The organism is Luteimonas arsenica, from assembly GCF_004352825.1.
GTDB classification, from domain to species: Bacteria; Pseudomonadota; Gammaproteobacteria; order Xanthomonadales; family Xanthomonadaceae; genus Luteimonas; species Luteimonas arsenica.
On sequence record NZ_SJRW01000002.1, the window covers coordinates 687,177 to 703,321 of the forward strand.

General features: G+C 72.3%; 11 protein-coding genes and 1 tRNA gene. 7 read left to right on the forward strand and 5 right to left on the reverse strand.

Annotated elements, in window-relative coordinates; translation table 11 throughout:
- Window positions 1–60 precede the first annotated feature (60 nt).
- The 3 genes from ybgF to queC all read left to right on the forward strand — a co-directional run bounded on the left by ybgF (window position 61) and on the right by queC (window position 2,363).
- Window positions 61–900 carry a tol-pal system protein YbgF gene (ybgF, locus tag E2170_RS10675; protein WP_133000634.1) on the forward strand — a complete coding sequence of 280 codons (840 nt, stop codon included), beginning with the start codon at window positions 61–63 and terminating at the stop codon, window positions 898–900.
- A gap of 43 nt (window positions 901–943) precedes the next feature.
- Window positions 944–1,630 carry a 7-carboxy-7-deazaguanine synthase QueE gene (gene queE, locus E2170_RS10680; RefSeq protein WP_133000635.1) on the forward strand — a complete coding sequence of 229 codons (687 nt, stop codon included), beginning with the start codon at window positions 944–946 and terminating at the stop codon, window positions 1,628–1,630.
- A 64-nt stretch (window positions 1,631–1,694) separates the two neighbouring features.
- The gene (gene queC, locus E2170_RS10685; protein ID WP_133000636.1) at window positions 1,695–2,363 is read left to right on the forward strand and encodes a 7-cyano-7-deazaguanine synthase QueC; all 669 of its coding nucleotides are present in this window, start codon (window positions 1,695–1,697) and stop codon (window positions 2,361–2,363) included.
- Here queC and E2170_RS13910 read toward each other — a convergent pair.
- Window positions 2,351–2,911, reverse strand: a complete 561-nt coding sequence (locus tag E2170_RS13910) for a group III truncated hemoglobin (RefSeq protein WP_207914966.1) — start codon at window positions 2,909–2,911, stop codon at window positions 2,351–2,353. The two genes, queC and E2170_RS13910, sit on opposite strands and share 13 nt — an antisense overlap.
- Window positions 2,912–3,004: 93 nt before the next feature.
- Between E2170_RS13910 and E2170_RS10695 the strand changes: the two genes are divergently transcribed.
- A tRNA-Lys gene (locus E2170_RS10695) sits at window positions 3,005–3,080 on the forward strand.
- 60 nt (window positions 3,081–3,140) lie between these two features.
- On the opposite strand, the gene recQ is transcribed toward E2170_RS10695, so the two are convergent.
- Together recQ and E2170_RS10705 are read right to left on the reverse strand one after the other, a co-directional pair.
- Entirely contained in the window at window positions 3,141–4,985 is a 1,845-nt protein-coding gene (gene recQ, locus E2170_RS10700) for a DNA helicase RecQ (protein WP_133000637.1), read from the reverse strand.
- Window positions 4,986–5,226: 241 nt separating this feature from the next.
- On the reverse strand, window positions 5,227–5,787 hold the full coding sequence (locus E2170_RS10705) for a ferritin-like domain-containing protein (protein WP_133000638.1): 561 nt from the start codon (window positions 5,785–5,787) through the stop codon (window positions 5,227–5,229).
- Window positions 5,788–5,868: 81 nt separating this feature from the next.
- Between E2170_RS10705 and hrpA the strand changes: the two genes are divergently transcribed.
- Window positions 5,869–9,906, forward strand: a complete 4,038-nt coding sequence (gene hrpA, locus E2170_RS10710) for an ATP-dependent RNA helicase HrpA (RefSeq protein WP_133000639.1) — start codon at window positions 5,869–5,871, stop codon at window positions 9,904–9,906.
- On the opposite strand, the gene E2170_RS10715 is transcribed toward hrpA, so the two are convergent.
- Window positions 9,899–10,381, reverse strand: coding sequence for a hypothetical protein (locus tag E2170_RS10715; protein WP_133000640.1), 483 nt, complete (start codon window positions 10,379–10,381; stop codon window positions 9,899–9,901). The two genes, hrpA and E2170_RS10715, sit on opposite strands and share 8 nt — an antisense overlap.
- A gap of 134 nt (window positions 10,382–10,515) precedes the next feature.
- On the opposite strand from E2170_RS10715, the gene E2170_RS10720 reads away from it, so the two are divergent.
- Together E2170_RS10720 and E2170_RS10725 are read left to right on the forward strand one after the other, a co-directional pair.
- Window positions 10,516–12,621, forward strand: a complete 2,106-nt coding sequence (locus E2170_RS10720) for a bifunctional (p)ppGpp synthetase/guanosine-3',5'-bis(diphosphate) 3'-pyrophosphohydrolase (protein WP_133001175.1) — start codon at window positions 10,516–10,518, stop codon at window positions 12,619–12,621.
- A 38-nt stretch (window positions 12,622–12,659) separates the two neighbouring features.
- Entirely contained in the window at window positions 12,660–14,027 is a 1,368-nt protein-coding gene (locus tag E2170_RS10725; protein WP_243708150.1) for a hypothetical protein, read from the forward strand.
- Between the two features lie 9 nt (window positions 14,028–14,036).
- Here E2170_RS10725 and E2170_RS10730 read toward each other — a convergent pair whose 3' ends face one another.
- On the reverse strand, window positions 14,037–16,130 hold the full coding sequence (locus tag E2170_RS10730; RefSeq protein WP_133000641.1) for a glycosyltransferase: 2,094 nt from the start codon (window positions 16,128–16,130) through the stop codon (window positions 14,037–14,039).
- Window positions 16,131–16,145 lie beyond the last annotated feature (15 nt).

The following is a 16,145-nucleotide window of genomic DNA, read 5'->3' on the forward strand; positions in this document are numbered from 1 at the left end:
GCGGGAACCCCGCCAGCTGCCGATTGTCTTTCCAGAGTCCGAAAACACGATGCCAACGCCATGACCCGCAGCCATCTGATCGCCAGCCTCGTCCTTGCCACCGCCGCCTCGGCCACCCTGGTGTCGCCGCCGGCCGCGGCCCAGCGCGCCAGCCTGGGCGAGCGCGTGGCCGCGCTCGAGGCACAGGCCTCGAACAACCAGGGCAATGTCGACCTGCTCAACCAGCTCACCGCGCTGCGCGAGGAAGTGCGTGCCCTGCGCGGCCAGGTCGAGGAGCTGCAGCAGCAGAACCAGGCGCTGGAAACCAGCGTCCGCAACCAGTACCTCGACGTAGACGACCGCCTGAACACCCTCGAGGGTGGGGCCGGTGCGCAGCCCGGCGCGGCCGTGCCCGCTGCCGCCGCGGCGCCTGCCGCTACCGCCTCGACGCCCGCCAGGCCGTCGGCCGCGCCGACGGCTTCCGACAGTGCGCCGATCGTGTTCGGCGACGCCGGCCTGCTGGCCAACGCCGCCGACGAGCGTGGTGCCTACGAAACCGCCTTCGCCGCCCTGCGCGGGGGCGACTACGAGACCTCGGTCAGGCTGTTCAACGAGTTCCTGCGCCTGTACCCGACCGGCTCCTACGCTCCGAACGCCACGTACTGGCTGGGCGAGAGCTACTACCTGGTCCAGGACTACGGCAACGCGCAGGCCCAGTTCCAGGCGATCCTCCAGCGCTGGCCCACGCACGACAAGGTGCCCGGCGCCCTGCTCAAGATCGGCCTGTCGCAGTATGGCCAGAACGACCTGATGGCCGCCGAGGCCACGCTGGCACGCGTCGCCGAGCAGTACCCCGGCACCGATGCCGCGCGGACCGCCGACGACCGCCTGCGCTCGATCCAGCTCAACAGCCTGCGCTGAGGGGCCCCCGGGGCGCGACGGCGCCCGCGATACAATCACGGCCATGGACACCCCAGTCGCCGAGTCCGGCGCGGCCACGGCCGTGGCCCCGGACCGGCTCCGCATCACCGAGATCTTCCTGTCGCTCCAGGGCGAGGCGCGCGACGCCGGCTGGCCGACCGTGTTCGTGCGCCTGACCGGCTGCCCGCTGCGCTGCACCTACTGCGACACCGCCTACGCCTTCCACGGCGGGGAATGGCGGGACATCGACGCGATCCTGGATCAAGTCGCCGGCCACGGTGTGCGCCACGTCTGCGTGACCGGCGGCGAGCCGCTGGCGCAGAAGCGCTGCATCGGTCTGCTGAGGCGCCTGTGCGATGCCGGATACGTGGTCTCGCTGGAGACGTCGGGCGCGATCGACATCGCGGCGGTCGATCCGCGCGTGTCGCGGGTGCTCGACATCAAGACCCCGGGCTCGGGCGAGGAGGCGCGCAACCTGTGGTCGAACCTGCCGCTGCTGACGGCGCACGACCAGGTCAAGTTCGTCATCTGCAGCCGCGCGGACTATGACTGGGCGCGTGGCGTGGTGGCGGAGCATGCGCTCCACGAACGCTGCGACGTGCTGTTCTCGCCGAGCAAGTCCGAGGTCGGCGCGCGCGAACTGGCCGACTGGATCGTCGGCGACCGCCTGCCGGTGCGCTTCCAGATGCAGCTGCACAAGATCCTCTGGAACGACGAGCCCGGGCGCTGAGCCTGCGCCGGCGATCCGCTACGCGGGCACCGCGCCCGCGCCCACCCGATCCCTGGAGTCTTCGTTGAAAAAAGCAGTCGTCCTCGTGTCCGGTGGCATGGATTCCGCCGTCGTCCTCGCCATCGCCCGCGAGCAGGGCTTCGCCGTGCACGCGCTGAGCGTGGCCTACGGCCAGCGGCATACCTCCGAGCTCGACGCCGCGGCCGCGCTGGCGACGGGGCAGGGCGCGGTCGCGCACAAGGTGGTGGGCGTGGACCTGCGGGCGATCGGCGGCTCGGCCCTGACCGACGACATCGACGTGCCCGAGCCGGGCAGCGCCGGCGTTCCGGTGACCTACGTGCCGGCGCGCAACACCATCATGCTGTCGATCGCCCTGGGCTGGGCCGAGGTGCTGGGCGCAGCGGACATCTTCTGCGGCGTCAACGCGGTCGACTATTCCGGCTACCCGGACTGCCGCCCGGAGTTCATCGCCGCCTTCGAGCAATTGGCGAACCTGGCGACCAAGGCCGGCGTGGATGGCGCCGGCATCCGTGTGCACGCGCCGCTGCAGCACCTGTCCAAGGCCGACATCGTGCGCGAGGGCCTGCGCCTGGGCGTGGACTTCGCGCAGACGGTGTCGTGCTACAGCGCCGATACTGACGGGCGTGCCTGCGGGCACTGCGATGCCTGCGCGCTGCGCGCGGAGGGTTTCGCGGCCGCAGGCGTGGCCGATCCGACCCGTTACTCGGGCTGAGGCCCGCTGCCAGCAGGGGCGCCTGCGCCGGATGCGTCACCGCGGTCCGGGTCGGTGGGTGACGATGGCGGTTCCGGGCTCCGATGCAGGCAGGCCGGCGCGTCGTCGGCGCGGCGCAGGCGGCGCAGCGGGTCGATCTCGAGCCCGATGCGCAGCGAGCGGCCGATGCGCTCGGCGGTTTCGAACACGTGGCGGGCCTGGTCGCGCGGCAGCACTTCGTGCGCGGTGCGGTCCCAGAGCGCAAGCCAGCGTGCGAAGTGCGGGTCGTCCAGGCCCAGCGGCCGGTGCGCGGCCATCGGGTTGCCGCGATAGCTGCCCGCGCGCAGCAGCACCGAGGACCAGAAGCGCACCAGGGTGTCGAGGTGTTCGTCCCAGTCGTCAACCGCAGCCGCGAAGACCGGGCCAAGCAGCCAGTCGGTGCGGGCGCGCGCATAGAAGGCGTGGACGAGGCGGGTGATGCCGGCCTCGTCGGGGAGGTGGCCCGCGTCGTGTGCGGGCCCGGGGCGGGTAGCCGGCGCGCCGGGGGCGCCGGTGTCGGGACTGGCCATGCGGCAAGTATGGGCCCGCCGGGCCGCGGCCGGCCTTGACCCGGGTCATGCGCTGCGAGGCCCTCGGGGGCATGACATAATTCCGCGTTCCGTGGGCCGTTAGCTCAGTCGGTAGAGCATCGGACTTTTAATCCGCTGGTCGATGGTTCGAATCCATCACGGCCCACCAACAAACCTGATCGCCTGCCTCCGAGCCCCGGGCGACAGTCCCGCGGTGATCCAGGGAATCTCAGGCCGCCTCCGCCTCCGCCACGACGTCCAGCACCTCGTCTCCGTAACGCTCGATTTTGCCGGCGCCGATGCCGCCGATCAGGGACAGGTCCCCTGGGGTGCGCGGGCGCAGGCGGGCGATCTCGCGCAGGGTGGCGTCGTGGAAGATCACGTAGGGCGGCACGCCCTGCTCGCGCGCCAGTCGGGTGCGCATTGCGCGAAGGGACTCGAACAGCGGTTGGTCGGCGCGAGCCACCTCGACCACCGGCCGGGCGGCGCGTGCGTCGCCGTCGCGCCCGCGCCCGCGCGGCCGCGGCGCCTCCTTGCGCAGCAGCACTTCGCGCCGTCCCTGCAGCACATCGCGGCTTTCCGCGGTCAGCCGCAGGCCGCCATAGCCCTCGCTGTCGACCTCGAGCAGGCCCGCGGCCACAAGCTGGCGGAACACGCCGCGCCAGGCGCGTGAATCGAGCTCGGTGCCGACGCCATACGTGCTCAGCGCATCGTGCCCGAACTGCCGGATCCGCTCCGACTCCGAGCCGCGCAGCACGTCGATCAGGTGCGCGGCGCCGAAGCGCTGGCCGGTGCGGTAGACGCAGGACAGCGCCTTCTGCGCGGCCACGGTGGCGTCCCAGGTTTCGGCCGGATTGAGGCAGTTGTCGCAGTTGCCGCAGGGCTGGCCGGCACCCTGGCCGGCATAGTCCTCGCCGAAGCAGGCCAGCAGCACCTGGCGCCGGCAGCGGGTGGATTCGCAGTAGCCGACCAGGGCGTCGAGCTTGCGGTGCTCCAGGCGCTTGCGGTCTTCCCCGGACTCGGACTGGTCGATCATCTGCCGCAGCAGCACCACGTCGCCCAGGCCCTGGCACATCCAGGCCTCGGCGGGGTCGCCGTCGCGGCCGGCGCGGCCGGTCTCCTGGTAGTAGCCCTCGATCGACTTGGGCAGGTCCATGTGCGCGACGAAGCGCACGTCGGGCTTGTCGATGCCCATGCCGAAGGCGATCGTCGCCACCACCACCACGCCGTCCTCGAGCAGGAAGCGGCGCTGGTTGGCGGCGCGCACCGAGGCGTCGAGGCCTGCGTGGTAGGGCAGGGCGTCGATGCCGGCCTCGACCAGCAGGGCCGCGGTCTTCTCGACCTTGTTGCGCGACAGGCAATAGACGATGCCGGCCTCGCCGCGGTGGCCTTCGATGAAGTCCAGCAGCTGGCGGCGGCCGTTGTCCTTGTGGACGACGGTGTAGCGGATGTTGGGGCGGTCGAAGGAACTGGCGAAGCGGCGGGCGCCGTCGAGCTGGAGGCGGTCGGCGATCTCGCGTTGGGTCGGCGGGTCGGCGGTGGCGGTGAGCGCGATCCGCGGCACCTGCGGCCAGCGCTCGTGAAGCACGGTCAGCTCACGGTACTCGCGGCGGAAGTCGTGACCCCACTGCGAGACGCAGTGCGCCTCGTCGATGGCGAACAGGGCGATGCGGCTGGCATCCAGCAGCGACATGAAGCGCGGCGTCAGCAGCCGCTCCGGCGCGACGTAGAGCAGGTCGAGCGTGCCTTCGCGCAGCTGGCGCTCGACCGCCGCGGCCTCGGCGCCCTCGAGGGTGGAGTTGAGGAAGGCCGCGCGCACGCCCAGCTGGCGCAGCGCCTCGACCTGGTCCTGCATCAGCGCGATCAGCGGCGAGATCACGATCGCGCAGCCCTCGCGCAGCAGGGCCGGCACCTGGTAGCACAGCGACTTGCCGCCGCCGGTGGGCATCAGCACCAGGGCGTCGCCGCCGGCGGCCACATGTTCGATGATCGCGGCCTGCTCGCCGCGGAAGGCCTCGTGGCCGAAGACACGCCGCAGAACTTCAAGTGGCGACTGCTCGTGTGCTGACGACATGTCTTCAAGGATACCGGCGATCCAGGCACCGGCCAATTCGCGGATCCCCGGCTTCGTGTCAGGAGGCGCCGCGATGGTGCGCCAGACTGCGGCCCGGCTGACTCGTTACCTCGATCGTTCTGGAGGAAAGCCCCCTTGGTAAGGGGGCGCGCCAACGGCGCGGGGATCGGGGGCGCAATGTGCAGTGCACGGGTTTCGCACCGCGAAACCCGTGGTCGTCAGACGCGCAGCGGATGCGACTTCACTGCAGGAGCGAGCGCAGCATCCAGGCGTTCTTCTCGTGGACCTGCAGGCGCTGGGTCAGCAGGTCGACGGTGGGATCGTCGCCGGCGCTGTCGGCGTGGGACAGGGCCCTGCGCGCGGTGCGGCAGACGGCCTCGTTGCCCTCCACCAGCTGGCGCACCATGTCCTTCCAGTCCGGCGCCTTGGTCAGGCCCGGCTCCTCGACGATCGAGGACAGCTTGATGAACTCGGCGTACGAGCCCGGCGCGTTGTAGCCCAGGGCGCGGATGCGTTCGGCGGTCTCGTCCAGCGCGTTCCACTGCTCGGTGTACTGGTCCATGAACATCGCATGCAGCGAGTTGAACATCGGCCCGGTCACGTTCCAGTGGAAGTTGTGGGTCTTCAGGTACAGGGTGAAGCTGTCGGACAGGAACTGGGCGAGGTCCTGCGAGATCTTCTTGCGATCCTTGTCCGCGATCCCGATATCGACCCCCGGGGCCATCGAGGCGGTGGAGGGCGAGGCGACCGGCGTGGCCGTCTTCGCGGCGCGCTTGGTGGTCTTGGGCTTGCTCTTGGCCATCACTGTGTCCTTTCTGTTCAGCGCGCGACAATGGGCGCGATAGGGAGGGGAAATGACGCGATCAGGTATGTCTGAAATTGCATGAATGAGATGGAGTCTAGTCCTGCCGATGCAAGTCCGGCGTCAAGACGGGCGGCGCGCAAGGCCATCGACGGTGGCCTGAGCCGCGACCGTGGCCGCCTGCTCGGGCTGTGGCGCCGCTGGGACCAGGCGCGCGGCGACGATGCCGCGCGCAAGGCCTTCGAGCAGGCGCTGGCGCGCTCGCTGGCGCTGCGCGAGGCGCGCGCCGCGAACCTGCCCCGGGCGATGGTCGACCCGTCGCTGCCGATCGCCGGCGAGGCCGAGCGCATCGTGGAGCTGCTGCGTGCGCACCAGGTGGTCGTGGTGGCCGGCGAAACCGGTTCGGGCAAGACCACCCAGCTGCCCAAGCTGTGCCTGGCCGCAGGCCGTGGCGCCGCCGGCATGATCGGCTGCACCCAGCCGCGGCGCATCGCCGCACGCGCGGTGGCGCGCCGGGTGGCCGAGGAGCTGCAGGTGCCGCTGGGCGGCGCGGTCGGCTACCAGGTGCGCTTCACCGAGAACGTGGGCGAACAGACCGCGGTCAAGTTCATGACCGACGGCATCCTGCTGGCCGAGATCCAGTCCGACCGCTGGCTGTCGCGATACGACACCCTGATCATCGACGAGGCCCACGAGCGCAGCCTCAACATCGACTTCCTGCTGGGCTACCTGAAGCAGCTGCTGGCGCGGCGGCCGGACCTGAAGCTGGTGGTGACCTCGGCGACCATCGACACCGCGCGCTTCGCGGCGCACTTCAACGATGCCCCGGTGGTTTCGGTCGAAGGCCGTGGCTACCCGGTCGAGATGCGCTACCGCCCGCTGGACGGCAGCGGCGGCGAGGACGGCGACGGCAAGTCGGTGAGCGAAGGCATCGTCGCCGCCTGCGACGAGATCATGCGCGGCGGCCAGGGCATGGGCGGCGACGTGCTGGTGTTCCTGCCCGGCGAGCGCGAGATCCGCGACGCGCACCGCGCGCTGGAAGGCCGCAAGTACCGCCACACCGAGGTGCTGCCGCTGTATGCGCGGCTGTCGGCGCGCGACCAGGACCGGGTGTTCAACCCGGGACCGCAGCGCCGCATCGTGCTCGCCACCAACGTCGCCGAGACCTCGCTGACGGTGCCGCGCATCCACTACGTGGTCGATCCGGGTCTGGCGCGGGTGAAGCGTTACAGTCCGCGGCAGAAGCTCGACCGCCTGCATATCGAACCGGTCAGCCAGGCCAGCGCCAACCAGCGCGCCGGCCGCTGCGGTCGCATCGCCCCGGGCACCTGCTACCGGCTCTACGACGAACTCGATTTCGCCGCCCGGCCGGAGTTCACCGATCCCGAGATCCGCCGCGCCGCGCTGGCCGGCGTGATCCTGCGGATGCTGTCGCTGGGCTTGGGGAACATCGAGGATTTCCCCTTCCTCGAGCCGCCCGACGTGCGCGCGATCGCCGACGGCTGGCAGCAGCTGGCCGAGCTGGGCGCCGTGGACGCTGCGCGCAAGCTCACCGCGACCGGCCGGCTGATGGCGAAGCTGCCGGTGGACGTGAAGCTGGCGCGCATGCTCGTGGCCGCGAACGAACGCCGCTGCCTGCGCGAGCTGCTGGTGATCGCCGCCTTCCTGGGCATCCAGGACCCGCGCGAGCGCCCGGCCGACCAGCGCGCCGCGGCCGACGCCGCCCACGCCGCCTTCAGCGACCCGAAGTCGGAGTTCGTAGCCATCCTCCGGCTATGGGAGGCCTACCGCAACGCGCACGAGGACCTGACCCAGTCGCAGCTGCGCAAGTGGTGCGACCGCAACTTCCTCGGCTTCCTGCGCATGCGCGAATGGCGCGAGTTGCACCGGCAGCTGAAGCTGCAGTGCGAAGCCCTCTGGCCCGACCTCGACCTCTCCGCGCGCGACCTCTTCCCCCGCGAGCGGGGGAATACGCCCGAAGGGCAGATGGGGGCAACCTCGCGAAGATCTGCGCAGGCGGGGGAGGGAGACGAGGCCTATGCGTCGCTTCATCTTGCGCTGCTGGCTGGCCTGCCGACCCAGGTCGGCCACGCCCTGCCCGAGCGCGACAAGCGCCGGCAGGCCACCTACGAAGGCCCGCGCGGGCGGCGCTTCCAGCTGTTCCCGGGTTCGACCCTGTCCTCGCGGCCGCCGCCGTGGGTGCTGTCGGCGACCCTGCTCGACACCGAGAAGGTCTGGGCCCTGACCAATGCCGCCATCGAGCCGGAATGGATCGAAGCCGGCCTGACGCACCTGCTCTCGCGCCGCCATTTCGACCCGCGCTGGTCGCGGAAGCAGGGGCGGGTGGTCGGCAGCGAGCAGGTTTCGCTGTTCGGCCTGGTGCTGGCCGCGGCGCGGCCCTTCCACTACGGCGTCCACTACCCGGAGGAATCGCGCGAACTGTTCCTGCGCGATGGCCTGGTCGCCGGCGAGATCAACCTGCGCGCCGACTTCGTCGCCCGCAACCGGCGCACGCTGGCCTCCGCGGAGGAGGAGGAGGCCAAGCAGCGCCGCACCGGCCTGGTGGTCGACGAGGAGTGGATGCTGCGCTGGTACCGCGACCGCATCCCGGCCGAAGTCATCAGCGCGCAGGCGCTCGATGCCTGGTATTCGAAGCTGCCGAAGGAGCAGCGCCGCACGCTGCAGTGGACCCGCGACGAGCTGCTGGTTGCCGACGGCAGCGACGCCGACCGCTTCCCGGCCTACTTCGCGCTGGGCGACGCGCGCCTGGCCGTGCACTACCGCTTCGAACCCGGTGCGCCCGACGACGGCATGACCGTGGTGGTGCCGCTGCACCTGCTCAACGCCCTGGACGCGCCGCGCCTGGGCTGGCTGGCACCGGGTTTCGTGCAGGAGAAGGCCACCGCCCTGCTGCGCGGCCTGCCCAAGGCGTTGCGCCGCAACTTCGTGCCCGCGCCCGACTTCGCCCGCGCCTTCGCCGAGGCCCATGGCAGCGCCGATGCGGCGGCCGACAGCATCGACGGCGCCCTGGCACGCTTCCTCAAGCGCCTGACCGGGGTGGAGATCGCCGCCACCGACTTCGACGCAGAGGCGGTCGAGCCGCACCTGCGCGCCAACCTGCGCCTGCTCGACGCCGACGGCCGCAGGGTGCTGGCCGAATCCCGCGAACTGGACGAACTGCGCGCGCGCTTCGGCGCCCGCGCCGCCGACGCCTTCGCCAGCCACGCCGCCGCCGGCCTCGCGCGCGAGGCGCTGACTACCTTCCCCGACGCGCCGATTCCGGTCTCGGTGCCGGGCGCCGGCGGCGTGCCCGCGTTCCCGGCGCTGCACGATGATGGCGATGGTGTGTCGCTGGACGTGCACGCCGACCGCGCCGAGGCCGCGCGCCGGCATCCCGCCGGCGTCCGTCGCCTGCTCACGATCGCGCTCGCCGACCGCATGCGCCAGGCGCGCAAGCAACTGCCCGTGCAGCCGAAGACGGCGCTGCTCTACGCCGCGATCGAATCCACGGCGCCGCGCGAAGCCGGCGGCAGCCGCCCGGCCGATACCCTGCGCGAGGACCTGGTGGACGGTGCCTTCGCCGCGCTCACCGCCGAGGGTCTGGTCGAGGTCCGTGATCCCGCCGTCTTTGCCGCGAAGGTGGAGTCGGTCGGCAAGGCCCTGTTCCCCGAAGCCATGCGCCGCCTGCAGCAGGCCGAGGCGATCCTCGCCCGCGTGGCCGAGGTGCGCGCCGCGCTGGAAGGCCAGCTGATGGGCTGGGCGCGCGGCAATCTCGACGACATGCAGGCGCAGCTGGCGGCGCTGGTGCCCGCCGGCTTCCTGCGCGACGTGCCCGCGGCGGCGCTGGCCGACTACCCGCGCTACCTGAAGGCGCTGGCGACCCGCGCCGCCCGTGCGCTCAACGACCCCTCGCGCGACCAGCAGCGCATGCTCGAGATCAAGCCCTTCGCCGACGCCCTGGCGCGCGCGCGCGCCGGGGGCCACGAGGGCGATCCGGGCTGGCAGGCCCTGCGCTGGGACCTGGAGGAACTGCGCGTCCAGCTCTTCGCGCAGGAACTGGGCGCGAAGGGCGGGGTGTCGCCGAAGAAGCTGGCCGCGCGGCTGGCCGCCCTTACTTGATGCGGACGACCTTGGCGCGGGTGTTGTAGCCCTCGACCTTCATGTACCAGGCGTTGCCCATGACGCTGGAGTTCAGGCGCACCGCGGGGTTGTCCAGGCGCACGCCCGACAGCTTGGAGTCGTCCACCTGCTTCCACACATGGCCGTTGTCCAGGGTGAACTCGCGGCCGGTGGCGAAGCCGCGGAATTCGCCGCTGATGCGCGAATCGATCGGCTCGCTCGAACCGAAGGTGGCGAAGCCGCGGTGCTCCTCGACGACCTTGGCCTTGGCGTCGCTGGTGGCCTTGGCGGTCTCGTCTTCGATGGTGCGGTTGAGCCAGGCGTTGAGGCGCGAGAGTTCGTCGGCGCTGAGCTTGTCCAGGCCCGCGGCCTTGAACTCGTCGGGCGTCATCTGGCTCTCGATCGCCTGCTGCTGGGCGGCGGCGGGCGCTGCGACGAAGAGCAGGGCGGCAAGGAGGATGCTGCGTACCGGCATGGCGTCTGTTCCCGATGGCGAGGTCGGGCTAGTGTAGACCGTCCCACCCCCCGCTTTGGCGCTGCGTCGTGGTCGACACCGTGGACATCGAGGCCCTGCTGGCGCTGCCGGCGCTGCGTGCGCTGCCGGCGTCGATGGCCGCGCGGCTGCGCGAGGTCGCGGACGGCGCCCCGGCGCCCTGCATCGACGCCTGGCCCGTACTCCAGGACACCCTGGAGGCGCTGGCGCTGCTGGAGGCCGACGGCGAGGTGATGGCCGCCGCCATCCTGCACGCGGTGCCGGCCTGGGCGGGACGGTTCGAAGCCGTGGGCAAGGGCCCGGGCGCGGCGATCCCGGCCCTGCTTGAAGGCCAGGAGGCCGCCAACCAGGTCTGGGCCCTGCACGCCGAACAGGCCTCCGGCCGCGGCCACGAGGGCCTGCGCCGCTTGCTGCTGGCGCTGGTGCGCGACCTGCGCGTGGTGCTGGTGCTGCTCGCACGGCAGCTGGCGCGGATGCGCGCGGCCACCACGCTTGCCGACGACGAGCGCCTGGCGCTGGCGCGACTGACCCGCGACATCCACGCGCCGCTGGCCAACCGCCTGGGCATCTGGCAGCTGAAGTGGGAACTCGAGGACCTGGCCTTCCGCCACCTCGAGCCCGACACCTACCGCCGCATCGCCAAGCTCCTCGACGACAAGCGCGCCGGGCGCGAGCGCTACATCGCCGAAGTGACCGCGGTCCTGGGCGAGGCGCTGCGCGCGTCAGGCATCGACGGCGACATCGCCGGCCGCCCGAAGCACATCTACAGCATCTGGAAGAAGATGCAGAAGAAGGACGTGCCCATCGGCGAACTCTACGACCTGCGCGCGGTGCGCGTGCTGGTCGACGACGTGCAGGCCTGCTACGCCGCGCTGGGCACGGTGCATGCGCTGTGGACGCCGGTGCCGGGCGAGTTCGACGACTACATCGCGCGCCCCAAGAACAACGACTACCGCTCCCTGCACACCGCCGTGGTCGGGCCCGAGGGCAAGACCCTGGAAGTGCAGATCCGCACCCGCGAGATGCACGAGCAGGCCGAGCGCGGCGTGGCCGCGCACTGGCGCTACAAGGAAAGCGGCGGCTCGCAGCGCTCGGCCGCCGGCGAGGCCGCGGTCAACCGCAAGATCGAGTGGATGCGCAGCCTGCTGGAGGCCACCACGGAGACCGGAGACAGCGCGCTGGCCGGCGCCTTCGACACCGAACTGGTCGAGGACCGCATCTACGCGCTGACTCCGAAGGGCGAGGTGGTCGACCTGCCGCGCGGTGCGACCCCGCTGGACTTCGCCTACCGCGTGCACACCGAGGTCGGCCACCGCTGCCGCGGCGCCAAGGTCGACGGCCGCATCGTGCCGCTGGACCACGTGCTGCGCAGCGGTGACCGTGTCGAGATCATGACCGCCAAGGTCGCCGAGCCGCGCCGCGACTGGCTGCTGGCCAACAACGGCTACCTCGCCAGCGCGCGCTCGCGCGAGAAGGTGCGGGCCTGGTTCCACAAGCTCGATCGCGCGCGCAACCTGCAGGACGGCCGCGAGCTGCTTGAACGCGAGCTCAAGCGCGTGGGCCTGGGCCAGGCCGACCTCGCGCCGGTGCTCAAGCGCTTCAATGTCGACGCCGTGGACGACCTGCACGTGCTGGTGGCGCTGGGCGATGTCGGCCCGCACCAGGTGGCGCGGGCGCTGGCCGAGCACGAGAAGGCGCAGCGCGAGGCCGCGGCCGGCGAGCCCGACGACGGCGTCATCGCCTTGCGCGCGCCACGCCGCGTGCGCCGCGGTGGCGGTCCCGACTTCACCGTGGTCGGCGTCGACAACCTCCTGGCGCAGATCGCGCGCTGCTGCCAGCCGCTGCCCGGCGAGGCCATCGCCGGCTACCTGACCCGTGCCCGTGGCGTCAGCGTGCACCGGGCCGACTGCGCCTCGTTCGCGCGGCTGGCGGCGAAGGAACCGCAGCGCGTGCTGGCGGTGGAGTGGGGCGGCCCGGGCAGCGGCCACGACGCCTCCGTGGTGCTGGATGCGGTGGACCGCAAGCACCTGCTGAAGGACGTGACCAACCTGATCGCGCAGGAGGACGCGCACGTGCTGTCGATCGATGGTGGTGGCGTGGGGCGCGGGCAGGGCCGGGTCCAGCTGCGGCTGGGGCTGAGGGTGTCGGACTTCGGCCAGCTCTCGCGGCTGCTGGGACGGCTGGAAGCGCTGCCGGGCGTGGAGCGCGCGCAGCGCGCCTGAGACGGCGCGTTCATCGCCGGCCGTCTATGCTTCCGCGCGTGAATTCGCGCAGGCACGCCGACCGTTTCCCCGATCCGCCCGGTGCCGGTGCCATCGCGCGCTGGCTGGCCGCGCTGCCGGAGCGCCTGGGGATGCGCCGCCACTGGCGGGCCTGGCTGATCGGCTCGATGCTGGCGGTGGTCGCGCTGGCGATGCTGCGCGTGCCGGTCGCGACCTGGCTGTGGCCGCAGACCCGGGCCCAGGCCCTGTACGCCGAGGCCGAGCAGGCCCTGGCCGAAGGCCGCCTGAGCGCGGAAGACGGCAGCGGCGCGCGCGAACTGTACGAGGCCGCCCTGGCCATGGATCCCGATCGCGCCGAGGCCCGCCAGGGACTCGCGAGGGTGGCGCTGGCCGCGCTGGAGCAGGCCAGCGCGGCGCTGGCCGAAGACCGCTTCGACGATGCCCGCAGGCAGCTGGCGCTGGCGCGCGCGCTGGCCGTGCCGCGCGCCGAGGCCGACGCCATTGCCGCCGTGCTGCGCCAGCGCGAGGCGGGCCACGTGGGCGTGGACGGCCTGTTCGCCCACGCCGAGGAGGCCCATGCCCAGGGCCTGATCGAGGGCGGCGTCGGCAGCGCGCTGCCGCTGTATGCCCACGTGCTGGCCCTGGAGCCCGCCCACGCCGGCGCGCTGCGTGGGCGCGAGGACGCGCTCGCCGAACTGCTCGCGCAGGCGCGCGAGGCGCTGCGCGCGGGCGACACCGGCGAGGCCGCGCGGCTGGTCGCCATCGTCCGCACCTACGATCCCGTCCACGTCGACCTGCCGGACACCCTGGCGCGACTGATGGAGGAAACCCGGCTGGATGCCGAAGGGCTTGCGCGCCTGCTGGCCGGTGAAGCCGGGCGGCAGGCGGAAGCGGGGGCCGGCGCGGTGCCGGAGGCCGGCGCGGATGCGGCCCCGATGGATGCGGCGGAGCGGTCACGCCGCGTATCCGCGTTGCTTGCGTCCGCCCGGGCCGCAGAAGCCGCCGGCCGCCTGCTGGCCCCGCAGGGGGAGGGCGCCGTCGACCAGTTGGCCGAGGCGCTGAGGCTGGCGCCGGATTCAGCGGAAGTGGCCGGGGCGGTGGCCCGTCTGCTGCCCCTGGTGCGCGACTGCCACATGCGCGAGCTTCGCGCCAACAGCCTCCGCCGGGCCGGTGACTGCCTGGATGCGCGCGCGGCCCTGGGCGAAGAAGATACCGACCTGGCGTCGGCGCGGCGGCAGTTGGCCGAACGCTGGCTGGCCGTGGGCGATGAGCGCCTGGGCGCGGGCGAGGTCGCCAATGCGCGCAGCGCGCTGGCCGCCGCGCGCCGGTTCGATCCCGGGGTTCCGGGCCTGGCCGAGTTCGAACTGCGGGTGCGTGCGGCGGCGGCCGCGCTCCGCTTCGACTGAGCATCGGCTTCAGTCGAAGAACACCCTCCGCACCACATCCCGCGCCGCGTCCGCGGAGAAGTGGCGATCGATGTTGTCCAGCCCGTTGGCGGCCAGCCGCTCCCAGAGCGCGCGGTCGCCGTACGCCCGGACCACCGCGTCGGCGAAGCTGGCGGCGTCGTCGGCCACCAGCACGTCGTGGCCGTCGGCCAGGTGCATGCCTTCGGCGGCGCAGCTGGTGGCGACCACCGGCTGGCCGTGGGCCATGCTCAGGTTGACCTTGCCCTTGACCCCGGCGCCGTAGCGCAGCGGCGCCAGCGCCAGTCGGCAGCCGTCCATGTACGGCGTGATGTCGGGCACGTAGCCGTGTACTTGCACGCCGGGAATCGCGGCCAACGCCTCGATCTCCGGCGGCACATCGGCACCGATGCAGTGGAAGCGCACGTCGGGCAGCCGCTCGTGTACCTTCGGCCACGCCTCGGTCACGAACCAGCGCACGGCGTCGACGTTGGGCGGATGCCGGAAGCCGCCGACGAAGACCAGGTCGTGGCGCTGGTCATAGGGCAGGCCCGGCCCCACCACGCTGTGGAGGTTGGACAGTACCTCCACGCGCGCGCCCGGCGCGTCCTCTGCCAGCACCCCGCGTTCGACCTCGCTGACCACGAGGGTGGTGTCCGCGGCCGCGATCACCGCGAGTTCCTGGCTCCGGGTGCGCCGCGCGGCCCGGGCCAGCGCGGGATCGCCGGACACCTCGGCCGTTCGCGCCTCGCGCAGGTAGTGCAGGTCGATGCTGTCGAACACCCGCTTCGCCTGCGGCGCGTGGCGGCGCAGCAGCGGCAGGAACTCGCTGGCGACGTAGTGTCGGCAGGCCATGACCACGTCGAAGCGCGCCCCGTGTTCCGCCAGCCAGGCCGGCGCGCGCGCACCGTGCGGCGCGCACCAGGCCTCGACGCCGAGCTGGCGCAGGGCGTCGGTATAGCGGCCGTCGTATCGGCGGTTGGACGGCAGGAACACGACGTGCGCGCCTTCCGCGCGCAGCAGGCGCATCAGGTTGAACAACCGCAGCGAGCCGGAGTCGCGGTCGGGCTGCGGGGTAAGGGCATCGATCACCAGCACCTGGCGCTGCCCGACGTGGAGGGTCGCCGGCGAAGGTTCGTGCGGCGGCCGCAGCTTCGAGAGGGCCTCGCGGCGGTGGGCGAGGAACACCTCGCGGTTGCGTACCTGGTGCGCCTTCACACCGCTGCCGGTGTCGGTGCCGGAGCTGGTGCCCTCGTCGTGGACCACGCGCGCGGCCGGCTGGTAGAGCACCCGTCGGCCCGCCGCGCGCACCGCGAAGGCGAGGTCGGTGTCCTCGTAATAGGCCGGTGCGTAGCGCGCATCGAAGCCGCCGAGATCGAGGAACAGCTGCCGGGGGAGGGCGATCGCGGCGCCGCTGACGTAATCGGCATCGCGCACGTAGGCATGGCGCGGATCCTCAGGATCGCCGAAGCGGCCGTAGTTCCAGGCGTTGCCGTCGCTGAACACCACGCCGCCGGCTTCCTGCAGGCGGCCGTCGGGGTAGAGCAGCTGCGCGCCGACCAGCCCGGCGTCGGGGTGGTCGCGGAAGGTCGCCAGCAGCGCATCCAGCCAGCCCGGCTGCGGCACGGTGTCGTTGTTGAGCAGGACCAGGTACTCGCCGCGGGCCAGCACGGCACCGTCGTTGCAGGCGGCGATGAAGCCACCGTTGGCCGCGCGGCGGTGGTAGCGCAGGCCGTCCACGCGCGGCAGCCGCTCCGGGGTTTCATCGGCCGAGCCGTCGTCGACCACGATCACTTCGAACGGTGCTTCCGGCGGATGCGCCGCCAGCGCCCGCAGGCAGGCCAGGGTGTGCGCGAACTGGCCGTAGACCGGGATCACGATGCTGGCCACCGGCCGTTCGCTGGTGGTCAGCGCGAAGGGCTCGAAGGGCGTCGCCGGTGGCAGGTACAGCCCTTCGCGCAGCGCCTGCGGCGGCGGCAGCAGCTGCGCCCGCGCCCGCTCCCAGCTGGCGCGCAGTCCGCGGGTGCGCAGGCTCAGCAGGCTGCGGTGGGCGAGGCCGGCGGCGCGCGCGAGCAGAAAGCGCGCGTCGGCGAGCGTGTAGGGCATCCTGCGACAACTCCG